Genomic DNA, 23021 nt, shown 5'->3' with positions numbered 1-23021 from the left:
AAACGCCTTGTAATGACAGGGCGTTTTTTACGGCTTCGGCACATATTTAAAAATTTCTTCGCTCTCAAAAAACTCAATCAAACGGCTGAGCCAATTATAATAATCAAGCCATTCCTTTAATTCTTTCAGCAGTTCATTCACTTTTTCTTCCGCTTCAGGAGTAAGCTCTTCATCCAACACGCTAAGCAGCTCCCGATTGAGTTTTTTATGCATCATTTTGTTTTTGCTGACGACTTTGCTCCAGGTGGCTGAAAACAGCGTGATAAATGTTTGATAGTAGTCCTGCTCAACCTCATATAAATCTTTTCGGACGCCTTTTTCGAACACCTTCTCGGCAATGTTGGCATCAAGCATTTCCCGCACTACCTGGCTCATGCGTGTTTTGCTCATGCCGGTGGCCTCAGATAATTCCGTAAGCGTCATCGGTTTTCGATTCATATAAATAATGCCCAGCACACGTCCGACGGTAGAGGGCATTCCAAATGCATGCATGTTTTCCGCGATTTTTTCTATAAAATGGTCCTCGGCTTGTTCAATGATCGTTAACGGATCTTTCTCCAACGGTTTCATCCTTTCAGCTAACAATTCCGATGTCAATATACCACATTTTTGATACGGCGAAAATGCTGTCAAAAGAGAATTTGGCAGGAAATTGGAGCAATAAGGAGATCAACACACGTCAATGCGGGTAAATCAGCGTTTACACATACTTTATAAATAATATGAACAAATTGTAAACTTTTTATTTTATAAACTTTATTCTATAATGGGAAGCATTCAATTGTCTGAAAAATTAAATTTAAACTGAACAAATTGAATAAACTTAATTTTGGAGGTGCGATGTTTGCTGACATTAGAAAATGTCTCGAAAACATACAAGGGCGGCAAAAAAGCTGTGAACAACGTAAATCTTAAGATTGCAAAAGGCGAATTTATCTGCTTTATCGGGCCGAGCGGCTGCGGAAAAACGACAACAATGAAAATGATTAACCGATTAATTGAGCCTTCCGCCGGAAAGATTTTCATTGACGGCGAAAACATCATGGACCAGGATCCTGTAGAGCTCAGGCGCAAAATTGGCTATGTGATTCAGCAGATCGGCCTGTTTCCCCATATGACCATTCAGCAGAATATCTCACTCGTCCCAAAACTGCTGAAATGGCCGGAGCAGCAGCGGAAAGAACGGGCGCGTGAGCTTTTAAAATTGGTCGATATGGGGCCTGAATATTTAGACCGTTACCCTCATGAATTAAGCGGGGGGCAGCAGCAGCGTATTGGTGTATTACGGGCACTTGCCGCGGAGCCGCCGCTTATCTTAATGGATGAACCGTTTGGGGCACTCGACCCGATTACGAGGGATTCCCTCCAGGAAGAATTTAAAAAACTGCAAAAAACCTTACATAAAACCATCGTATTTGTTACCCACGATATGGATGAAGCGATTAAGCTGGCAGACCGGATTGTGATTTTAAAAGCGGGAGAAATCGTTCAAGTTGGAACGCCCGATGACATTTTAAGAAATCCGGCAGACGAATTTGTTGAGGAATTTATCGGCAAGGAGCGGCTGATTCAGTCATCCAGCCCGGATGTTGAACGGGTTGACCAGATTATGAACACACAGCCTGTAACGATCACCGCGGATAAAACGCTTTCTGAGGCCATTCAGCTGATGAGGCAGGAACGGGTCGATTCATTGCTGGTCGTCGATGACGAGCACGTTCTGCAAGGCTATGTCGATGTTGAAATCATTGATCAATGCCGGAAAAAGGCCAATCTCGTAGGTGAGGTTTTACATGAAAATATATACACAGTACTGGGCGGCACACTGCTGCGCGACACGGTCCGCAAAATTTTAAAACGGGGTGTCAAATATGTTCCCGTTGTGGATGAAGACCGACGCCTGATCGGAATTGTGACGAGGGCAAGTCTGGTCGACATCGTGTATGACTCCCTCTGGGGAGAAGAAAAGCAGCTCGCAGCATTGTCATAGGGAGGGGCGATAAGTCATGCATCATATTGTTCAATTTTTGCAAACCAATGGGGGCGAGCTTCTTTATAAAACATACGAGCATATTACGATATCGCTCATTGCTGTGATCCTGGGCGTGCTGGTTGCCGTCCCCCTCGGGGTTGTGCTTACCAGAATGAAAAAAGGAGCCGGCACCATTATCGGCATTGTCAATATCATTCAGACGCTGCCGAGTCTGGCCATCCTCGCTTTTTTTATCCCACTCCTTGGTGTAGGGAAGGTTCCGGCCATTGTGGCTTTGTTTTTCTATTCCGTATTGCCGATTCTTCGCAACACGTATACCGGCATTCGCGGCGTCAACAAAAATCTGCTCGAGTCTGGTAAAGGAATCGGAATGACGCCGTCTGAACAAGTCCGCTTGGTGGAGCTGCCGCTTGCCGCACCAGTGATCATGGCGGGAATCAGAACATCGACGATTTACTTAATCGGCTGGGCCACGCTTGCTTCCTTTATCGGAGGCGGCGGATTGGGTGATTACATTTTTATCGGCCTGAATTTATATCAGCCGGAATATATCATCGGGGGCGCGGTACCTGTCACGATATTGGCAATTGTGATTGATTATGTGCTGGCAGTTGCTGAACGAAAACTGACACCTGCCGGCATGCAGAGATTGAATGAATTGTCATAAGGAGGCGGCTCATGAAAAGAAAATATCTCAAATTAATGATAGGTTTAGCACTTGCGGCAACGCTGACGCTGAGCGGCTGTTCGCTTCCTGGTCTCAGCGCTGCTGCAGACCAGACCATTAAAATCGGCGCGCAAAGCATGAGCGAATCAGAAATCATCGCCAGCATGCTTGGCCAGTTGATCGAACACCATACTGATCTCAAAACAACAACGATTAAAAATCTTGGCTCCAACGCGGTGCAGCAGCAGGCTTTAATGAACGGGGAAATTGACATTGCGGCCACAAGATATACGGGAGACGCGCTGACAGGCACGTTGAGAATGGAACCTGAAAAAGATCCGGACAAAGCGCTGGCGCTTACTCAGCGGGAGTTTAAAAAAAGATACAATTTAAAATGGTATAACTCCTACGGGTTTGATAATACATATGCCTTTACAGTCAGCAAGGAACTGGCCGACCAATACCATTTAGAGACCGTATCAGACGTTAAAAAATGGGCGCCGCAATTAAAGCTGGGCGTTGATAACTATTGGATGAAGCTCAAAGGAAACGGCTATCAGGATTTTACAAAAACCTACGGCATGACATTCGGCGGCACGTATCCGATGCAGATCGGCCTTGTGTACGACGCGGTGAAGAGCGGAAAAATGGACATTGTGCTTGCGTATTCAACCGATGGAAGAATCAAGTCCTATGGTCTCAAAATGCTAAAGGATGACAAACAATTTTTCCCGCCGTACGATTGCTCTCCGGTTGTTCCGGAAAAGGTGCTCAAAGAACATCCTGAGCTTGAAGGCATCATCAAGAAAATGCTCGGAAAAATCGACACAGCCACGATGCAGGAGCTTAACTATGAAGTCGACGGCAATCTCAAAGAACCGTCTGTCGTTGCCAAGGAATATTTAGAAAAACATCGCTACTTCGAATCGTGAAAGGGGGACGAGGTCAATGAACGTGTTTGAACAGTTAATGACGTATTACGCGCAGAATGGCAGTTACGTCATGGATGAATTCAGCCGCCACTTTCTCATGTCGGCTTACGGCGTATTGTTTGCCGCTGTCGTCGGGGTTCCGGTCGGAATCCTCATCGCGCATTTTCGCCGTTTGTCAGCCTGGGTGTTTGCCGTAACAAACGTTATTCAAACAATCCCGGCGCTCGCTATGCTGGCCGTCTTAATGCTTGTTATGGGGCTCGGCGCAAATACCGTGATTCTATCATTATTTCTGTATTCCCTGCTGCCGATTATTCGAAACACGTACACAGGCATTATCAGTATTGAGCATGCCTACTTAGAATCGGGGAAAGCAATGGGCATGACGAAATTCCAAGTGCTCAGAATGGTTGAGCTCCCGCTCGCACTATCTGTCATTATGGCGGGCCTTCGCACGGCTCTCGTCATTGCCATCGGAATTACAGCGATTGGCACATTTGTCGGTGCCGGAGGCCTTGGGGACATGATTGTCCGCGGCTCAAACGCGACAAACGGAACTGCGATTATTCTAGCCGGAGCGATACCAACTGCGGTGATGGCGGTAGGGGCGGATTTGCTCATGGCCTGGCTGGAGCGGGCATTAAGTCCGGTGAAGAAAAAAAGAACCGGGGCGAAACACGTTCAATCAGCTGCATAGAATAGAAAAAGAGGCTGGAGTCCAGCCTCTTTTTTCTATTTAAATCGTAAACTGACCCATCTTCTCATTAAGCTCCTTCGCCAGCTGCTCAAGCTCTTCAGCATTTTGAAGCACTTGATCCATCGAATGGGCGGATTGCTCGGTTATTGAAAATGTTTCTTCAATGCCGGCGGCCGACTCTTCGGATACAGAAGCGATATTTTCAATCGATTGATTGATAGTAATCGATTGGTTTGTTAACTGTTTCAGGCCATCCGTTACTTCCTTAATGCTGTCTGCAACATGAGTGACGGATTGCTTGATATGCCGCATAGCCTGCCCGGTGTCTGTCAGGTTTTCCGTTCCTTTTTCGACTTCTGTAAAGCTGCTTTCCAAGTACGTAATGACAGTGTGGATCTCCTGCTGTGTCCCGCCTACAATCCGGGTAATATCCTGCACGGAATCAGAAACGCCGTCAGCCAGCTTTCTGACCTCCTCTGCCACAACGGCGAAGCCTTTGCCGCTTTCTCCTGCGCGGGCAGCTTCAATCGCGGCGTTAAGGGACAGCAAATTCGTTTGCTCGGCAATTCCGTTGATGACCTGAACGAGCTTGTTAATATCCTGAGAATGCTGTTCCAGTGATCTCACTTTATGCACGGCTTCTTCAACAATATGATGGATGGTTTTCATTTGCTGTAATGACGTAGCCATATTTTCGTTTCCGCTTACCGCGAGTTCGAGAACGTTTTGAGACGTATCGCTGATGGTGATGCCGTGATTATAGGCTTTATCAATGCTTTCAGTGAACTCATTCATCGATTCGGCAATCGTCACCGCGTCTTGGGCCTGCTGTTCAGAGCACTCAGCCATTTCGTTCATCGTTTCAGTAATATGTTTGCTGCCGGATCTTGTTTCATTCGTTGCGGTTGCAAGCACCTGTGAAGAAGAAAGAACCCGGCTTGATATGTCTTTAGAATATCCGACAATATCTCTCAGATTCCCTACCATTTTTTGCAGCGCTTCATTCAGATCACCCAGCTCGTCTTTTGAGTTGAGCGGCTCCATATCGTTCGACAGATCGCCTTCGGCAATATGATTGGCAGATTCCTTCATGCGAATGATAGGCTTTACAATGTTTCGCGTGATATAAAGCCAGATGAAAATGCTGATGAGGATTGATGCTGCCACAAGCAAAGCAGTGTAAATGAGCCCTTTATGATAGACGGCCTTCGTTTCTTTTACCGCTGTGTTGCTGCCTTCTTGATTTAAGTCAACAAGCTGAGTGATTGTTTTTTTCATATCCTCAAAGCTGGCCTCAGTCTGAACCAATAAACCTCTTGCTTTGTCCATGTCATTCGTGCGGCCGCTTTCGATAATTTGCGCATGAATATCCATATAGGTATTCACTTCAGTTTGAAGCTGCTCGAACAGTTTCTGCTCTTTATCAGTGGAGATCGTTTTTTCGTAGTTATCGAGCTTTTGGTTAATGTCTTCCATGATTTGATTCATTTCTTGATCAAGTGTATCCATTTTACTTTTGTCTGTATAAATCAGAAAGTCCTTTTCTTTAGAAGACAGGTGCTCGGTTACATAATTAATTGAAGTGATTCCTTTGATGCCGTCAATCCATTTTGTGTTGATTTCATCTGTTTTTTGAATGATATGCTGCATATTAAGAACGCCTATTCCGCCTACAAGTAAATTGATCAGGATCAGTGTCAAAAATACCAGGCTGAATTTGCGGGAAATCGTCAGTCGCATATAGTGGTCTCCTTTAAAAACGTAATGTGTGGATGTACTATATATCGGCTGAGATATCTTTTTTTCACCTGGAAAATAAAAAACGGTTCTTTTCTCGTCTTTGAGATCAGAACCGTTTTAGTAATTAATTAAGAAAGAAAGGAAGGGTCAATCCATTCAGTCGCCCATTTAGAAATCTCACCTAATATGGGTGCTAGTGCCTTTCCTTTATCAGTCAATGAATATTCGATGCGAACCGGAGTTTCAGGGATGACATCCCGCTTCACTACTCCTTCAAGCTCAAGTTCTTTCAGCCGTTCTGACAGAACTCTGCCGCTTAGATTTGGAAGTGCTGCTTCAATTTCGCTAAATCGCTGCGACCCGTTCAAGAGCTGAAATACGATTAAAGCGACCCAGCGTTTACTTAAGATGTCGACTGCTTTTTCAAATCTAGGACACATTTCTGATTGGTTCATACTTTTCACCTCGTCTGTCACTATTATAACGCAAATAACGAGGGAGGGTATGCAAGCGTGATTGATAAAATATAGAAAGAGAAACAGGGGATTATGAGGAAGAGGCGCGTTTTTTTGCTTCTGAAGACAAAAAATCGAAGTATTTGCTGAGATTTTCAATATCCTGCTTTGAGAGATGTTCCCATTTTTGACTATTGAAAATCGGGAGGTGCTCCGCTCCGCGAGTGACAGCCGTCTGGTAAATTTCATAAACGGATTGATAGCTTTCAGATGCTTCGCGGATTTCTTCAGGAAAGGCCTGAATATGGCCTGCGGCGGCCATTAGGTTTTCGTACGGCACTTTCAGGACGGCTGCCAGTTTTTTAATCGTGGCGGGTTTTGGCGTCCCGCGTTTGCCGTTTTCAATTTTTGAAATGGTGGCCGAGCTGATGCCTGAGTACACCGCAAGCTGATTCACTGTCAGTTTGCGGGCGCGGCGCAGCTCCCGTAATTGCTGTCCGAACGGTGACATGGTCTATCGCCTCACATTTCTATCAAGAGTCAGTCATCAGCAGACCGTTTTTTGGCTTCGTCTGAAATAAACGAAAAATAATGATCCAGCATGAGCAAATCTTCTTTATTGAGATATTGCCACTTTTCGTTCTCAAGAAGCGCAAGGTTTTTCAGATCATAGGCCTCCGCTTTTTCAAGCAGCTTGCACTTCGTTTCATAAGGGGCCCTGGCTTCATGCACTTCTTCGATGTAACCAGCCTTGTACATAAGTCCCTCATAAGGAATTTTTAAGGCCTCTGCCAGTTTTTTGATGGTGGCAGGTTTGGGAACGCCCCGTTTTCCGTTTTCGATTCTGGAGATGCCGGCCGCGCTTACGTCTGAATAAGTCGCCAGCTGGTTGACTGTTAACTTTCTCTCTTCACGCAATGCCCGTAATTGTTCGCCAAAGCTTTCCATATATCTCACCCCGTCCCTCACTGTTACTCATATTTTAGTATGTTTATTGACTAAAGGGAATAGGTAGACTGGAAATGTATTGACAAAAGTTAACATAAGCCGTAATGTAAAAGTATAGAAAAAAGTTTTTCAGGAATGGAAGGTGAGGAAAGTGCCAGTAGAAAAGATACAGATTAGACGTGATTATGTCTTGCAGTATATGGTTAATAACGATTATTCCCTTAATCAGCTTGCGCTGGAAATCGGAGTCTCACCCGCCACACTGAGCCGCGTGCTGAATGGAGAAAGAAGGCCGGGGCAGCTTGTGATTGGTAAAATGCTTCACTATTTTAATTTGAAATTTGAGGATCTTTTTTACTATGATTTCGTTGACAAAAGTCAATAAAGTAACAAAAAACGCAAGGAAGCCAAGCGTTTTCTAGTCCTATGAATGATGTGTCAGCACAAACCCTGTCACCAGCTCATTGCACGTTTTCCATTGTTTTGTCGGCAATTGATGTCCCTGATATTCCAATCTGAAAAATTCGGCATGTCTGCACGATCTTCGGTAATAGCCTGCGTTTGTAAAGGTCCAGTCCCGCAGGCCGCCATACATAAACAGCATTGGCATGTCTAGGCGGGACAGCTGTTCAATGCAGTTGTAGCCAAGCGAATCCAGATAATACTGATGCCAATGGGCCTGGTCTGCTTTTTTCATATGGTCTGTTAATATGCTGCGAAGCTGTCTGTCTTTTGTGTGGCTGCCAGCGAGGATTTTCATGAGCAAACCGGGGTTTTTTTCAAGCAGATACATTCCCAGTTTGTGCAGCTTCTGGCCGATTACGTTATGAACAGCGGGGTAGGCGCCGGACAGAATAAGGTGTGACACTTTGTCCGGGCGGGTGAAGCCGATATGCTGCGCGATTAAGCCTCCGGCAGAATACCCGAATAACACAGCTTTATCAATGTGCAAAGCGTCCATGAATTGCGCGATCTCGTTTGCGTAATAGGAAATAGACGCTGGCTGATCGATGTGATCACTGTCACCGTGGCCGCTTAAATCCGGAAAAATCACCCTGAAATGCTTGGATAGAAGGCGCTGATAATAAAAAACCTTTCGTCCCATGCCCGGCGGGTGGATAAAAATGATAGGGATTCCCTGTCCATATTCTTCATAAAAAAGATGTTTCCTGCTGTCTATGCTGATAAGCGGCATCGCTTTTCTCCTTTGACCTTTTCATATGAATAGGGTAACCAAGATAAAACGTCTTATCCGGCCTTTTGGCGTCTGATACAGCGTGACATGCCAACCCTTTTCATGTAAAATAGAAGTAATGTAGCCAGTGAGTCTGGAGGTGTATGGGATGCACGCAGTTTTGATTACCTTATTGGTTATCGTCAGCATTGCACTTATTATTGTCGTTTTGCTTCAATCCAGTAAAAGCGCCGGATTATCTGGTGCGATTTCAGGCGGAGCGGAGCAGCTCTTCGGGAAACAAAAAGCAAGAGGTCTTGATTTAATTTTGCACCGCATTACGGTAGTGCTGGCAGTCTTGTTTTTCGTGTTAACGATTGCGCTTGCTTATATCCTATAGGGCAATGTTTGTATAAGGTCTGATGTGAAGTCAGGCCTTTTTCACGTTTCTTGATGATATTCAAAACGTTTTTTTCTGATTAAACTGTGGAAAACTAAAATGATCGTGCAGATAGAAAGGGAGACATGAGCATGAAAGTTGTGACACCAAAACCATTTACATTTAAAGGCGGAGACAAAGCGGTGCTTTTGCTGCATGGCTTTACAGGAAATACAGCGGATGTAAGGATGCTGGGACGATATTTGAATGAACGCGGCTATACGTGCCACGCGCCTCAATATGAAGGACATGGCGTCCCGCCTGAAGAACTTGTACATACGGGGCCCGAAGACTGGTGGAAAAACGTAATGGATGGCTATGAATACTTAAAATCTGAAGGCTATGAGAGCATTGCTGCCTGCGGACTGTCGCTTGGCGGGGTTTTTTCGCTGAAATTGGGTTACACTGTACCCATAAAGGGAATTGTCCCAATGTGCGCACCGATGCATATTAAGAGTGAAGAGGTCATGTATCAAGGCGTTCTTTCATACGCTCGAAATTACAAAAAGTTTGAGGGGAAAAGCCCGGAGCAAATTGAAGAGGAAATGAAAGAATTCGAAAAAACGCCGATGAATACCCTCAAGGCGCTGCAAGACTTAATTGCTGATGTGCGGAATAATGTCGATATGATTTATTCACCGACATTTGTGGTGCAGGCCCGTCATGACCACATGATTAATACCGAAAGCGCCAATATTATTTACAACGAAGTGGAAACTGATGATAAACAGCTGAAATGGTACGAGGAATCAGGGCATGTCATTACACTCGACAAAGAACGTGACCTCGTCCATCAGGATGTGTATGAATTTTTAGAGAAGCTCGATTGGTAATCAACAGGAGGTCGGATAATGGAAAAAGAAGCATTTATGGAAAAGCTTCTCTCGTTTATGAAGGAAGAGGCGTACAAACCTCTGACCGTTCAGGAACTTGAGGAGATGTTAAATATTACGGAAGCCGAGGAGTTTAAAGAGCTCGTCAAAGCGTTAGTCGCCTTGGAAGAAAAAGGGCTTATCGTACGGACGAGAAGCGACCGCTACGGCATTCCGGAGAAGATGAATTTAATAAAAGGAAAGATTTCAGCCCATGCGAAAGGATTCGCCTTTTTGCTGCCTGAGGATACGTCGTTAAGTGATGTGTTTATTCCGCCTAATGAGCTAAATACGGCAATGAACGGCGATATCGTCATGGTGCGTCTGAACTCACAGTCAAGCGGCTCCAGGCAGGAAGGAACCGTCATACGGATTTTAGAAAGAGCGATTCAGCGGGTTGTCGGCACGTATACAGAAACGAGAAACTTCGGCTTTGTCATTCCGGACGACAAAAAAATCACGAGTGACATCTTCATTCCGAAAAATGGGAAAAATGGAGCTGCGGAAGGACATAAGGTTGTTGTCAAGCTGACGAGCTATCCTGAAGGCCGTATGAACGCAGAGGGTGAGGTTGAAACCATTCTCGGCCACAAAAACGACCCGGGCATTGATATTTTATCAGTCATTCATAAGCACGGCCTGCCGGGAGAATTTCCAGCTGACGCGATGGAACAGGCATCAAGTACGCCTGACACTATTGATGAAAAAGATCTGAAAGACCGCCGTGATCTCCGTGACCAGGTGATTGTCACCATTGATGGTGCGGATGCGAAGGATTTGGATGATGCAGTTACCGTGACGAAGCTTGATGATGGAAGCTACAAGCTTGGCGTTCACATAGCTGATGTCAGCCATTACGTAACCGAAAACTCGCCGATTGACAAAGAAGCGCTTGAAAGAGGGACAAGTGTGTATCTGGTTGACCGTGTCATCCCGATGATTCCGCACAGATTGTCAAACGGCATCTGCTCCTTAAATCCAAAGGTTGACCGCCTGACGCTTTCTTGTGAAATGACAATTAACAGTCAGGGACAGGTGACAGAGCACGAGATATTCCAAAGTGTCATCAAAACAACGGAAAGAATGACATATTCAGATGTGAATAAAATTCTTGTTGACGATGATGAAGAGCTGAAACAAAAATACGAGCCTCTTGTTCCGATGTTCAAAGACATGGAGCGTCTGGCTCAAATTCTGCGCGATAAGCGGATGGACCGCGGCGCCGTTGACTTTGATTTCAAAGAAGCAAAGGTGCTTGTTGATGACGAAGGAGCGGTTAAAGACGTTGTGATCAGAGAACGCTCTGTCGCCGAGAAGCTGATTGAAGAATTTATGCTTGTAGCAAACGAAACAGTGGCGGAGCATTTCCATTGGATGAACGTCCCGTTTATATACCGGATTCACGAAGAGCCGAATGCTGAAAAGCTGCAAAAGTTTTTAGAGTTTGTGACGACATTTGGCTATGTGGTGAAAGGAACGGCGGGAAATATTCATCCGCGCGCGCTGCAAAGCATTCTGGACGCTGTGCGTGACAGACCAGAGGAAACGGTTATATCTACTGTTATGCTCCGTTCGATGAAACAGGCGAAATACGACCCGCAAAGCTTGGGGCACTTCGGTCTGTCAACAGAATTCTATACGCATTTCACATCGCCGATCCGCCGTTACCCGGACTTAATCGTTCACCGTCTGATCCGAACGTATTTGATCAACGGCAAAGTCGATGAAGCGACACAGGAAAAGTGGGCTGAACGCCTGCCGGATATCGCCGAACATACATCATCTATGGAGCGCCGTGCAGTTGACGCCGAGCGTGAGACGGATGATCTGAAAAAAGCGGAATACATGCTTGATAAAATCGGTGAAGAGTTTGACGGCATGATCAGCTCTGTGACAAACTTCGGAATGTTCGTCGAGCTGCCGAATACAATTGAAGGACTCGTCCATGTCAGCTTTATGACAGATGACTACTACCGCTTTGACGAACAGCATTTCGCAATGATCGGCGAGCGGACAGGCAACGTCTTCCGCATCGGGGATGAAATCACAGTCAAGGTTGTCGATGTCAATAAAGATGAGCGCAATATCGACTTTGAAATTGTCGGCATGAAGGGCACTCCGCGGCGTCCGAGAGAATTGGACAGCAGCCGGAGCAGAAAACGCGGAAAGCCTGCCAGAAAACGTGTTCAAAGCACCAATACGCCTGTTTCTCCAGCTCCGTCTGAGGAAAAAGGGGAGTGGTTCACTAAGCCGAAGAAGAAAAAGAAAAAACGCGGCTTCCAGAATGCTCCGAAACAGAAACGGAAAAAGAAGAAATAGCAGCTCAACCAGCAAATAGGGCCGCAGCGCTCTATTTGCTTTCTTTCGGAAACAGCTTTTCATTGTAGCGGTACGTGACATTTGGTAAAATAGAGCGTATCGCAAAAGGTGGACAGTTTTTCCTTAGAGAGAGGAGGTTCTGGCATGCCAAAAGGGTCAGGAAAAGTATTATCTCAAAATAAGAAAGCCAACCACGATTATTTTATAGAAGAAACCTATGAAACAGGCATCGTCCTGCAAGGAACCGAAATCAAATCGATTCGCGCCGGCCGCGTAAACCTTAAAGATTCCTTCGCCAAAATCGAACGGGGAGAAGTGTTTCTCCACAATATGCACGTCAGCCCATATGAGCAGGGAAACCGCTATAACCACGATCCGCTCCGGACAAGAAAGCTGTTAATGCACCGCAAGGAGATTAATAAGCTGATCGGGTTAACAAAGGAAAAAGGCTATTCTCTCGTTCCGCTGAAGCTGTATTTAAAAAACGGCTTTGCGAAAGTGCTTCTCGGCCTTGGAAAAGGGAAGAAGAACTATGACAAACGGGAAGATCTGAAGCGCAAGGACGCGAAGCGGGAAATCGAAAGAGCGTTCAGAGACAGTCAAAAAGGCTTCTAAAGGCATAGTGCTTGATTCGAAAATCAGGCCTGTGCTATACTGTGTTCACGATCAGATCACGACGCCATTCATTTGAAGGATTTGACAATTGAAAAGAGCCGTGATCATGTTATAATAAGACTATAGCCAGTTTGAGTGAGAGCTTGATATTTTCTCCCGTATTTCCCTTATACCAAGGGGACGTTACGGATTCGACAGGGATGGATCGAGCTTGAGCTGCGAGCCGAGAGGCGATCTCGTAAACACGCACTTAAATATAACTGGCAAAACTAACAGTTTTAACCAAAACGTAGCATTAGCTGCCTAATAAGCGCAGCGAGCTCTTCCTGACATTGCCTATGTGTCTGTGAAGAGCACATCTAAGTAGGCTACGCTTGCGTTCCTGTCTGAGAACGTAAGAAGAGATGAACAGACTAGCTCTCGGAAGGCCCGCCCGCAGGCAAGAAGATGAGTGAAACCATAAATATGCAGGCTACGCTCGTAGACGCTTAAGTAATCGATGTTTCTGGACGTGGGTTCGACTCCCACCGTCTCCATACATACTGACAATAAAGCAGAACCTCTCAAGAGGTTCTGCTTTATTTTTTCTCCAAACCACAGGCACCAAAAAGTGCGTACTTCCATTTCAATCCCAGCTGTTTCATACTGATTGCAGAGCAGATGTTTCACCAATCAGATTTCTGTCAATAAATAAGAGGAATCAAAAACGGAGGGATGAATAATGAAGCTGAATTTACAAGGAAAAACCGCACTGGTGACCGGTTCGACATCTGGGATCGGAAAAGCTATTGCCTCTTCGTTAGCTGAAGAAGGGGCGGCAGTGATCATTAACGGACGCCGGGAAGAGAAAGTGAATCAGACGATAGATGAACTGAAAACACAACATGCTGAAGCGGTTCTTTATCCGGCTGCATTTGATTTGGGAACAGAAGAAGGCTGCAATGAGCTGTTTCAGGCATATCCAGAGGTTGATATTTTGGTCAACAATTTAGGGATTTTTGAACCGGCGGAGTACTTTGATATTCCCGACGATGAATGGTTTCGTTTTTTTGAAGTGAATATTATGAGCGGTGTAAGGCTGACACGCAGGTATTTGCATAACATGATAGAGAAAAAGGAAGGGCGTGTGATTTTTATTGCCAGTGAAGCGGCGATTATGCCGTCACAGGAAATGGCGCATTACAGTGCGACAAAAACGATGCAGCTGTCCATTTCCCGCAGTTTGGCGGAGCTGGCAACCGGCACGAATGTCACAGTCAACACCGTCATGCCGGGCTCTACCTTAACAGAGGGTGTGGAAACCATGCTGAACTCGCTGTATCCTGGTGAAAACCTGACTGTTCAAGAAGCTGAGGCACGTTTTATGAAAGAAAACCGGCCGACATCTATTATTCAAAGACTGATCCGTCCGGAAGAAATCGCCCACTTCGTTACATTTTTAAGCAGTCCGCTTTCCTCTGCGATCAATGGCGCGGCACTTCGGGCGGACGGCGGTTTGGTCCGCAGTGTCTTTTAAACCTCTCCCAATAGGAGAGGTTTTTTTATATATTGTTGATTTCCATAAATTTCTCTCGTATAATATTGGTACCGAAATAGTTTTCTTGGTACCGAAAGCGGGGGATTAATGTGGAAAAAAGAATTATGGCGGAAACCATCCGGCTGATTAAGCTGAAAGGATTTTCATTTACTATGAATGATTTGGCGGCAGCGCTGGGAACGAGCAAGCGGACGCTCTATGCATATTATTCATCTAAAGATCAGCTTGTTGAGGCGGTTGTCGAACAATTTATAGCTGAAATGAAGCAAATGGAAAGAGACATCTATGAAAATGATAGTTTAAATGTGCTTGAAAAGGTGAAACAAATGCTGATCAGCCTTCCGCAGGGGATGGAACTGCTGAACATGGGATTATTAAATGAACTAAAGAAATACCATTATGATGCGTGGCTTACATTAGATGCGTTTATTAAGGAAGAATGGGCGATTGTCCTAGCATTATTAAACGAGTGCAAACAGCAAAAGAGAATCAGAAACATCAATCCGGACCTGTTTGTTCACATGTATATAGGGAGCATCAATCAAGTGTATGACCCTGAATATCCACTGAAACATCAGTTCACGACAGGAGAGGTGCTTGAATCAATTGTAGATGTTTTGTTTAACGGTATAACAGCTGATGAGGAGGCTGATGCCACGTGAATTGGGTGTTTCTATGCTTGGCGATTTTGTTTGAGGTTGCGGGAACGGTCAGCATGAAGCTATCGTCCGGTTTTACAAAGCTTATTCCCAGTTTGCTGTTGATTTTCTTTTATGGAGGGAGTCTTTTCTTTCTGACGCTTACGCTAAAATCAATAGATGTATCAGTTGCTTATGCTGTATGGTCAGGGATGGGAATTGTCCTGATTACAGTCGTTGGTTTTTTGTTTTTTCAAGAACATGTTAGTGTCATGAAAGTCATTTCAATTGGATTGATTATTGCCGGTGTTGTGTCTTTAAACCTGATCGAGCAGGCTGCGGTGTCTGAGCCGGTACATAAAAGCGGGCAGTACAAATGAGATATATGAAGCTGTTTTTTCTCGTGACTGATATCGGTTTTATCTTGTACTGGCTGTCAGCCGGGTTTTCGCTCATACCGGAAAGCTGGGCTTTTAAACATCATGACCATCCGTTTATGATCGCTTGGAACTGGTCTTTTTTTCCGCTGGATATCCTGATTTCTGTCACAGGGTTGTACAGCTTGTACCTACAGCGGGTGAATCGTGCTGACTGGAAATTGATGGCGCTGATTTCTCTTGTGCTGACCTGTTGTTCAGGTCTGCAGGCGCTATCATTCTGGACATTCAGCAGGGACTTTGATCTTGTGTGGTGGCTGTTTAATGGGTATCTATTGATTTATCCTTTATTTTTTATTCACCTGCTCTTAAAGGAAGGCAGAAGGACAAAACAGTCCTGACAGGTGCCGCTTTTATGATAATAAACTGATGTAATGAAGCAGAGACGGTATAAGTCTCTGTTTTTTTATCGGGCGCACCAATTGAGAAGCTAACCGCGTTTTTGGGCATACTAAAGCGAAGAAACGGGAAAAGTTCTACACATTCATTGAAAAGGATTTTGTCAAATGAACAAAACTGCTGCGAACAATCAAAGAATCATGCCTATCGTGAAGGATGCCTTTCGCATTCATGCAAATCCATTTCCTTGGAAAAAGGCTATCGGATCAGGTTTCGCTTCAGGGTTTCCTGTGCTGGTCGGAGCATTGGCAGGTCACACGGATTACGGATTAACTGCAAGTATCGGAGGCTTTGTTTATTTATATGCGGGCGGTGAATCATACAAAAAGCGCGCCTTGAAGCTGCTCTTGGTTTCCATTGGGATCGCCCTCTCATTTGGCTTAGGGACGCTTTTGTCCGGGATGCTTTGGATGATGGCGGCTGTTTTGGGGCTGATCGGTGCAGCGGCGATGTTTATTTTTAGCGCGCTCGGCATTCAAGGCCCTGCGCCGATGTTTTTTGTCCTTGCCTTTTTAGTCAGTTCCGGGCTGCCGGCCGATCCTTCACAAGCGCTGTTCAGAGCGGGACTGACGTTTCTCGGCGGCATCTTCGCCATGGGTATCGCTTTAATCGGCTCGTTATGGAACAAACATGGACCGGAGGGAACGGTGCTGCAAAAAACATATCATCAGCTGGCTGCATGTCTTTCAGCCGTCGGAACGCCAGGTTTTCATAACGCACAGCATCAGACGGTGCTCATGCTTAGAACAGCCCGCCAAACGGTTCTTGGGAAAGGGAATAAACGGAAAAAATCGCGGCGTGATGAACGGTTTTTCCGCCTCCTTGAAAAAGCTGACGACATATTCATTGCCATTATTCATTTTTCAGCTGAAACGCCGGACAGAGAGACCGCGCAGATTGAAAAGGCACTTCGCCAAACCGGAGATATGCTTGCGCATGCACGGGTTTCCGGTACGTTTCAGATTAATGAGAACGAATCTGAGCCTAGGCGGAAGCTGTTTGAAGAAATCAATGAGGTTTTGCATATCGCTTCAGGACGTTTTGATAAGCAGCTTGACGGGGAACCGAGCCGCCTGCCATCCTCTTTTTACTTTTTGAGAAATGCCTTTGACTGGAAGTCTCCGGTTTTGATTAGAGCGTTAAAGTATGGAATTGTTCTGTTTGCCGCCGATATGTTTGCCCTCGTATTCGGCTTTGCACGCTCCTATTGGATTCCGCTTTCGGCAGCAGCGGTCATGCTTGGCACTACTGTTGTTTTTACGCTTCACAGGGCTATTCAGCGTTCGGCCGGAACGGTGATCGGTGTTATGCTGGCAGGCGCAATCCTGTTTTTTAAGCCGGGCGGTGTTTATATTGCATTTTGTATTGCAGCGCTGCAATGTCTTCTTGAGATGCTGATCGTCCGCAATTATGCGCTGGCTGTTCCCTTTTTAACCGCAAATGCGCTTGTTATCACAGAAAGTATGCATGGCGGCGCGGGTGCCGGTTATTTTATGATAGCGAGGCTGACTGATGTAGCTGTCGGCAGCGTGATCGGGCTGTTGGGAACAATACTTTTGTGGCGGCGGTTTTCAACGAAGCGACTGCCTGAACTGATGAGGAACGTCATCCGGCTGGAAGGGCAGTTTATGGAGAAACTGTTAACCGGGCAGAATGCCGACGAACACAAGTTAAGGGTGAGTCTTGTCAGGCTTCGGGATGCGTATGACAAGGCCCTTGGCGAGTTTCCTCACGCGAATGCGGAGGCGCTCTGGCCTGCCATTTCCGGTGCTCAGCACTTAGGGTACTATTTGCTCTCGGCGCAAGCTCACCGCCGTCCGCCTGCTCCGTTTTCTGATGAAGAGATCAACCAGCTGCGGGCGTTTTTTGAACAGGCTGAGCAATCCTTTATAGTGAAAAGGATGCCTGCGGATATTCAAGTGCCGCATGTCCCTCATTATCCTCGGATCAGTAAAGAACTGTCCGCGCTGTATTCCGGCTTGAGAACAGCTTTTGAAAAGAAAGCTGTTTGGAAAGTTAAATAATCTTTAATTCGAGATGTTTTACTTGAAAGTAAATTTCTTTGTCTCTATAATAAAGTCTAAGAGAGACAGAATAATCATTATGCATCTGTATGATAATAATTGATGTGTGATTTTTAAAAACGAAAGGGCTGGTAAAAATGGCAAAAGTATTATATATCACTGCTCATCCGCATGACGAAGCAACTTCGTACAGTATGGCAACAGGTAAAGCATTTATCGAATCTTACAAAGAAGCGAATCCAAATGATGAAGTTGTACATATCGATTTGTACAAAGAAAACATCCCGCACATTGACGCAGATGTATTTAGCGGATGGGGAAAGCTTCAGTCAGGTACAGGCTTTGAAGAGCTTTCTGAAAGCGAAAAAGCGAAAGTAGGCCGTTTGGGAGAGCTTAGCGATCAATTTGCATCAGCTGATAAGTATGTATTTGTTACTCCTTTATGGAACTTCTCATTCCCGCCAGTGATGAAAGCGTATCTCGATTCTGTTGCTGTTGCAGGAAAATCATTCAAATACACAGAACAAGGCCCTATTGGCTTGTTGACTGATAAAAAAGCAATTCATATCCAAGCGCGCGGCGGCTACTATTCAGAAGGCCCTGCGGCTGAGATGGAAATGGGGCACCGCTACATCGGCATCATGATGAACTTCTTCGGGGTACCATCATTCGATGGCATTTTCGTAGAGGGACATAATGCGGAGCCTGATAAAGCACAGCAAATCAAAGAAGACGCGATTGCGCGTGCGAAAGAAGCAGGAAAAACATTCTAATGAAAAAGCCTCCCCTTATTTGGGGAGGCTTTTGTTTTATTGCTCCAGCATAATGGTTCGTTTCTCTTTACTGCTTTTCATCGCGGCTTCAATGATGCGGATGACATTAATACCTTCCTCAGCAGTGACTGGCAGCACAGCACCTTCCCGTATGCTTTCCGCTATTTTACGGTAATAAGTAAGGTAGGAGCCATTTACTGATGGGATCGTTTCTGTTTTTTTGTCGGAGCCATGAATGGTTGTAAGCTGTCCGTAAAACTCCGGATCATCTGCACCCCAGCTGTCATCCTCTGGTTTTCTTCCCGCTCTGAGTGCGTCTTCCTGTCCGTCAATTCCGTATTTGATAAAGCTGGAATCTTTTCCATGGATTTGATAACGAGGTCCGTTTGCCGGAACGATTGATCCTCCGTATAGAATGGCTTGAAGCTTGCCATAATCCAGGGTTAAATGAAAATAGTCAACCGTTTCGGCATTTTCCCGCTGGGCCATCACGTTTGCAGTCACGGCTTTAGGCATCCCAAACAAATGCAGGGTTTGATCTATGATGTGGGAGCCGAGATCATACAGCGTTCCAGTGGCAATGCCTTCTTTTTCCCGCCACCGCGCTTGAACTTCAGGTCTGTAGCGGTCATAGGAAACTTGATATGTATTGATATCTTCAAGGGATCCCTCAGAGATCAGCTTTTTAATCGTTAAAAAGTCGTTATCCCAGCGTCGGTTATGATATACGCTTAATAATACGCCTTTTTCATCGGCAGCCCTTTTTAATGTTTCCCCCTCTTCGGCCGTTGCTGTCATTGGTTTTTCCATCACAACATGTTTTCCGGCCTGTATGCATGCCATAGCATGCTCGTAATGAAGGCCGCTCGGGGTGGTGACAATGACAAGCTCAATGGCAGGGTCATTTGTGATTTCCTCAAGCTCATGTACAACCTCAGCATCTGGAAAGTCCCGTTTCACTTCTTCTGTCCGTGATGTCATGATTTTGCTGATTTGATATTCATCCAGAACATCCAGCAGCGGCCCGTGAAAAACAGAACCGGACAATCCGTATCCTAATATTCCAACCTTGATCGTATCCACTTTTCTTCTCCCCTTTAAAAGCGTTATCAACAGAAGTATATACCCTCCTGATCAAATGGTAAAACCTAACTGATTCATTTTTTGCGTCGGCATGCTTAGACAACCGTTTGGACAATCAGTATAATGGGAATTAATATCATTAAACAGAGGTGTACGCATGGAAAAGCATAACGAACATAAAACATTAAACCATAAAAGCTCGAAAGAAAAGGATCAGATTACAAACCGGCTTAAGCGGATTGAGGGTCAAGTCAGAGGCATTCAAAACATGGTGGAAAACGACAGATATTGTGTAGATATTCTTGTGCAAATTTCAGCTGTTCAGGCGGCAATGAAAAATGTGGCGCTTCATTTGCTTGAGGATCATGCCCATCATTGTGTAGCAGATGCCATCAAAAGCGGAGACGGGGAACAGGCCATTTCTGAGCTTTTGGACGTATTTAAAAAGTTCACAAAATCATAAAGCGTTTTTTATTGTAATACCCTACGGGGGTATGGTAGGATGAAAATAGAAAGAATAAACAGGAGGAATTGATATGGAACAAAAAACATTGCAAGTTGAAGGAATGTCTTGTCAGCACTGCGTCAAAGCAGTAGAAACAAGCGTAGGAGAACTGGACGGCGTCAGTGCCGTTCATGTCAATCTGGAAGCGGGTAAAGTCGATGTTTCGTTTGATGCTGACAAAGTATCAGTCAAAGATATTGCGGATGCGATAGAAGATCAGGGCTATGATGTAGCCAAGTGATTCAAGGTATCGCGCCTTTAGGGAGGCGCGATATTTCTTTCATTTTTATATACCCCCCAGGTGTATATAAAGGAGTGAGTATGTTGAGTGAACAAAAGGAAATCGCGATGCAGGTCTCTGGTATGACCTGTGCGGCATGTGCTGCCAGAATTGAAAAAGTCCTGAAGCGGATGCCCGGTGTCACGGATGCAAATGTTAATCTGGCAACGGAAACATCAAATGTAATCTACGATCCTGCTGAAACAGGGACTGCAGCGATTCAGGAAAAAATAGAGAAGCTGGGCTATCACGTCGTTACAGAAAAAGCTGAATTCGATATTGAGGGCATGACCTGTGCGGCTTGCGCCAATCGGATTGAAAAACGGCTTAACAAAATAGAAGGCGTCGCAAATGCACCAGTAAACTTCGCTTTAGAAACGGTTACGGTCGAGTACAATCCGAAAGAAGCGTCTGTCGGCGATTTGAAAGAAGCGGTAGATAAGCTTGGATATAAGCTAAAGTTGAAGGGTGAACAGGACAGTGAGGCTGCTGCTGCTAAAAAGAAAGAAGAACGGAAGCAAACGGCGAGACTGATTTTTTCAGCTGTCCTGTCATTTCCATTGCTTTGGGCGATGGTGAGCCATTTTACATTTACATCATTCATTTGGGTACCGGATATATTTCTCAATCCGTGGATGCAATTTGCGCTGGCGACACCAGTCCAGTTTCTGATCGGCTGGCCGTTTTATGTGGGTGCGTATAAGGCGCTTAGAAATAAAAGCGCCAATATGGATGTATTGGTCGCCCTCGGTACGACGGCTGCTTACGCTTATAGTCTTTATCTTACTTTTCAAAGCCTTGGCTCCCATGGGCATACAGACGGCCTTTACTATGAAACAAGCGCGATTTTGCTGACGCTGATTTTATTAGGCAAGTTGTTTGAAACAAAAGCAAAAGGCCGTTCCTCGGATGCGATTAAAAAGCTGATGAAGCTTCAAGCGAAAACAGCGACTGTTGTAAGAGACGGACAGGAGCAAATTATCCCGATCGACGAAGTGCTTGTTAATGACATTGTTTACGTCAAACCTGGCGAACGAATTCCTGTCGACGGAGAAGTGGTTGAAGGCCGCTCAGCGGTTGACGAATCGATGATTACAGGAGAAAGTCTTCCTGTTGACAAAAATCCTGGTGACAGCGTGACAGGTTCAACCGTTAACGCAAACGGTTTCCTGAAAATTAAAGCTGTCAACGTCGGAAAGGATACTGCGCTTTCTCATATCATCAAAATTGTTGAGGAAGCACAAGGGTCAAAAGCGCCGATCCAGCGTCTCGCTGACCAGATTTCAGGCATTTTTGTACCCATTGTATTGGGGATTGCCGTTCTCACTTTTCTCATTTGGTATCTTTGGGCGGCTCCTGGCGATTTTGCTGAAGCGATCAGCAAGTTCATTGCGGTTCTTGTCATTGCCTGTCCTTGCGCCCTCGGTCTTGCCACTCCGACGAGCATAATGGCTGGATCTGGACGCGCTGCTGAATTCGGGATTTTATTTAAAGGCGGCGAGCATTTAGAAAAAACGCATCGTCTCGATACAATTGTTCTTGATAAAACCGGAACCGTGACAAACGGGAAGCCGCGTCTGACGGATGCCATTCCATTCGGCCGTTTTGAAGAAAAAGATTTGCTTCAATTTGCAGCGGCAGCCGAAACGGGATCAGAGCATCCGCTTGGCGAAGCGATTATTGCTGGCGTGAAAGATAAAGGGCTTGAGATACCGAAGCTAACCCGTTTTGAAGCAAAAGTCGGCGCAGGCATTTTGGCTGAAGCCGGAGGAAAAAGCATTCTCGTCGGCACAAGAAAATTAATGGAGAGCGAACAGGTTGAGCATGGAGCTCTTCTCGCCAAAATGGAAGAGCTAGAGGCAGAAGGAAAAACAGTTATGCTTGTATCCATTGATGGAGAAGCAGCTGGGCTAGTAGCGGTTGCAGATACGATTAAGGACACGTCACGGAAGGCTGTTGCCCGTCTGAAAGAGTTGGGCCTTGATGTCATCATGATGACAGGAGACAATCGCAGAACCGCAGAAGCCATCGCGAAGGAAGCGGGAATTACGAATATCATTGCGGAAGTCCTTCCAGAACAAAAGGCAGCAGAAATTGCCCGCCTGCAAAAAGAAGGCCGCCAGACAGCAATGGTAGGCGACGGAATTAACGATGCGCCGGCGCTTGCCACAGCTGACATCGGCATGGCGATTGGAACTGGAACGGACATTGCCATGGAAACAGCAGACATTACACTGATTCGCGGCGATCTGAACAGCATTGCCGACGCAATCCGCATGAGCAGATTGACAATGAAAAACATTAAACAAAATTTATTCTGGGCGCTTGGCTATAACAGCCTCGGCATCCCAATCGCAGCACTTGGATTTTTAGCACCGTGGATAGCAGGAGCAGCAATGGCATTCAGCTCCGTTTCCGTTGTTCTGAATGCTCTTCGTCTGCAAAAAGTAAAATGAAAAACCGGCTATATGCCGGTTTTTGTTTTTCATTGACA

At 45.5% G+C, this 23021-nt stretch carries 25 protein-coding genes and 1 other RNA gene; 19 read left to right on the top strand and 7 right to left on the bottom strand.

The window, feature by feature from the left end:
- Positions 1–27: 27 nt before the first annotated feature.
- Complete coding sequence (locus tag AC07VD_RS01465; protein WP_014480910.1) at positions 28–561, bottom strand: GbsR/MarR family transcriptional regulator; 534 nt, start codon at positions 559–561, stop codon at positions 28–30.
- A 283-nt stretch (positions 562–844) separates the two neighbouring features.
- Here AC07VD_RS01465 and opuBA point away from each other — a divergent pair, with 283 nt between their 5' ends.
- The 4 genes from opuBA to opuBD are packed head-to-tail and all read left to right on the top strand — an operon-like array spanning position 845 to position 4289.
- A complete protein-coding gene (gene opuBA, locus AC07VD_RS01460; RefSeq protein WP_085185750.1) occupies positions 845–1990 on the top strand; it encodes a choline ABC transporter ATP-binding protein OpuBA in 1146 nt (381 codons plus the stop codon).
- A 16-nt stretch (positions 1991–2006) separates the two neighbouring features.
- Positions 2007–2660, top strand: a complete 654-nt coding sequence (gene opuBB / locus AC07VD_RS01455) for a choline ABC transporter permease OpuBB (protein WP_116315862.1) — start codon at positions 2007–2009, stop codon at positions 2658–2660.
- An 11-nt stretch (positions 2661–2671) separates the two neighbouring features.
- On the top strand, positions 2672–3592 hold the full coding sequence (gene opuBC / locus AC07VD_RS01450) for a choline ABC transporter substrate-binding lipoprotein OpuBC (protein WP_095843943.1): 921 nt from the start codon (positions 2672–2674) through the stop codon (positions 3590–3592).
- A gap of 16 nt (positions 3593–3608) precedes the next feature.
- Positions 3609–4289: a choline ABC transporter permease OpuBD gene (opuBD, locus tag AC07VD_RS01445; protein ID WP_128993418.1), complete on the top strand. Its 681-nt coding sequence runs from the start codon at positions 3609–3611 to the stop codon at positions 4287–4289.
- Between the two features lie 39 nt (positions 4290–4328).
- On the opposite strand, the gene AC07VD_RS01440 is transcribed toward opuBD, so the two are convergent.
- From AC07VD_RS01440 to rghR, 4 genes are all read right to left on the bottom strand, one after another.
- A complete protein-coding gene (locus AC07VD_RS01440; RefSeq protein WP_494721593.1) occupies positions 4329–6029 on the bottom strand; it encodes a methyl-accepting chemotaxis protein in 1701 nt (566 codons plus the stop codon).
- Positions 6030–6157: 128 nt separating this feature from the next.
- Positions 6158–6484, bottom strand: coding sequence for a catDE operon transcriptional regulator CatR (gene catR / locus AC07VD_RS01435; RefSeq protein ID WP_024572576.1), 327 nt, complete (start codon positions 6482–6484; stop codon positions 6158–6160).
- Between the two features lie 91 nt (positions 6485–6575).
- Complete coding sequence (locus AC07VD_RS01430; protein WP_014480905.1) at positions 6576–6995, bottom strand: helix-turn-helix domain-containing protein; 420 nt, start codon at positions 6993–6995, stop codon at positions 6576–6578.
- A gap of 29 nt (positions 6996–7024) precedes the next feature.
- On the bottom strand, positions 7025–7432 hold the full coding sequence (gene rghR, locus AC07VD_RS01425; RefSeq protein ID WP_494721594.1) for a transcriptional repressor RghR: 408 nt from the start codon (positions 7430–7432) through the stop codon (positions 7025–7027).
- Between the two features lie 151 nt (positions 7433–7583).
- Between rghR and AC07VD_RS01420 the strand changes: the two genes are divergently transcribed.
- The gene (locus AC07VD_RS01420) at positions 7584–7817 is read left to right on the top strand and encodes a helix-turn-helix domain-containing protein (protein WP_009968172.1); all 234 of its coding nucleotides are present in this window, start codon (positions 7584–7586) and stop codon (positions 7815–7817) included.
- Positions 7818–7856: 39 nt separating this feature from the next.
- On the opposite strand, the gene AC07VD_RS01415 is transcribed toward AC07VD_RS01420, so the two are convergent.
- Positions 7857–8627 carry an alpha/beta fold hydrolase gene (locus AC07VD_RS01415; protein WP_494721595.1) on the bottom strand — a complete coding sequence of 257 codons (771 nt, stop codon included), beginning with the start codon at positions 8625–8627 and terminating at the stop codon, positions 7857–7859.
- Between the two features lie 148 nt (positions 8628–8775).
- Between AC07VD_RS01415 and secG the strand changes: the two genes are divergently transcribed.
- The 11 genes from secG (at position 8776) to azoRB (ending at position 18659) form a co-directional block, all read left to right on the top strand.
- The gene (gene secG, locus AC07VD_RS01410; protein ID WP_003220028.1) at positions 8776–9006 is read left to right on the top strand and encodes a preprotein translocase subunit SecG; all 231 of its coding nucleotides are present in this window, start codon (positions 8776–8778) and stop codon (positions 9004–9006) included.
- A 131-nt stretch (positions 9007–9137) separates the two neighbouring features.
- Complete coding sequence (locus tag AC07VD_RS01405) at positions 9138–9878, top strand: alpha/beta hydrolase (protein ID WP_003242610.1); 741 nt, start codon at positions 9138–9140, stop codon at positions 9876–9878.
- Between the two features lie 18 nt (positions 9879–9896).
- The gene (gene rnr, locus AC07VD_RS01400) at positions 9897–12236 is read left to right on the top strand and encodes a ribonuclease R (RefSeq protein ID WP_003228386.1); all 2340 of its coding nucleotides are present in this window, start codon (positions 9897–9899) and stop codon (positions 12234–12236) included.
- Between the two features lie 144 nt (positions 12237–12380).
- The gene (smpB, locus tag AC07VD_RS01395; protein ID WP_003220025.1) at positions 12381–12851 is read left to right on the top strand and encodes an SsrA-binding protein; all 471 of its coding nucleotides are present in this window, start codon (positions 12381–12383) and stop codon (positions 12849–12851) included.
- Positions 12852–13027: 176 nt separating this feature from the next.
- Positions 13028–13390, top strand: a transfer-messenger RNA (tmRNA) gene (gene ssrA, locus AC07VD_RS01390).
- A 182-nt stretch (positions 13391–13572) separates the two neighbouring features.
- The gene (locus tag AC07VD_RS01385) at positions 13573–14367 is read left to right on the top strand and encodes an SDR family NAD(P)-dependent oxidoreductase (protein ID WP_003228388.1); all 795 of its coding nucleotides are present in this window, start codon (positions 13573–13575) and stop codon (positions 14365–14367) included.
- A 110-nt stretch (positions 14368–14477) separates the two neighbouring features.
- Positions 14478–15050, top strand: a complete 573-nt coding sequence (locus AC07VD_RS01380; RefSeq protein ID WP_494721596.1) for a TetR/AcrR family transcriptional regulator — start codon at positions 14478–14480, stop codon at positions 15048–15050.
- Positions 15047–15406 (top strand): DMT family transporter, encoded by a 360-nt coding sequence (locus tag AC07VD_RS01375; RefSeq protein WP_085185764.1) that lies wholly within the window; start codon positions 15047–15049, stop codon positions 15404–15406. Before AC07VD_RS01380 ends, AC07VD_RS01375 begins: the two co-directional genes overlap by 4 nt.
- The gene (locus AC07VD_RS01370; protein WP_017695155.1) at positions 15403–15804 is read left to right on the top strand and encodes a YvaD family protein; all 402 of its coding nucleotides are present in this window, start codon (positions 15403–15405) and stop codon (positions 15802–15804) included. The genes AC07VD_RS01375 and AC07VD_RS01370 overlap by 4 nt, the downstream gene beginning before the upstream one ends.
- A 165-nt stretch (positions 15805–15969) precedes the next feature.
- On the top strand, positions 15970–17886 hold the full coding sequence (locus AC07VD_RS01365; protein WP_494721597.1) for an FUSC family protein: 1917 nt from the start codon (positions 15970–15972) through the stop codon (positions 17884–17886).
- Between the two features lie 137 nt (positions 17887–18023).
- Entirely contained in the window at positions 18024–18659 is a 636-nt protein-coding gene (azoRB, locus tag AC07VD_RS01360; RefSeq protein ID WP_003235159.1) for an FMN-dependent NADH-azoreductase AzoRB, read from the top strand.
- 36 nt (positions 18660–18695) lie between these two features.
- On the opposite strand, the gene iolW is transcribed toward azoRB, so the two are convergent.
- Complete coding sequence (iolW, locus tag AC07VD_RS01355) at positions 18696–19772, bottom strand: scyllo-inositol 2-dehydrogenase (RefSeq protein ID WP_217001739.1); 1077 nt, start codon at positions 19770–19772, stop codon at positions 18696–18698.
- 127 nt (positions 19773–19899) lie between these two features.
- Here iolW and csoR point away from each other — a divergent pair, with 127 nt between their 5' ends.
- From csoR to copA, 3 genes are all read left to right on the top strand, one after another.
- Positions 19900–20205 carry a copper-sensing transcriptional repressor CsoR gene (gene csoR / locus AC07VD_RS01350; protein ID WP_003228404.1) on the top strand — a complete coding sequence of 102 codons (306 nt, stop codon included), beginning with the start codon at positions 19900–19902 and terminating at the stop codon, positions 20203–20205.
- A 73-nt stretch (positions 20206–20278) separates the two neighbouring features.
- Positions 20279–20488, top strand: coding sequence for a copper chaperone CopZ (copZ, locus tag AC07VD_RS01345; protein WP_003244260.1), 210 nt, complete (start codon positions 20279–20281; stop codon positions 20486–20488).
- A gap of 83 nt (positions 20489–20571) precedes the next feature.
- Positions 20572–22983 carry a copper-exporting P-type ATPase CopA gene (gene copA, locus AC07VD_RS01340; protein ID WP_494721630.1) on the top strand — a complete coding sequence of 804 codons (2412 nt, stop codon included), beginning with the start codon at positions 20572–20574 and terminating at the stop codon, positions 22981–22983.
- Positions 22984–23021: the final 38 nt, after the last annotated feature.

The sequence above is a fragment of the Bacillus sp. GW821-FHT01G09 genome, from assembly GCF_059422205.1.
Note: the sequence above shows the minus strand (reverse complement) of the source record. Positions and strands in the feature narration are given on the sequence as shown.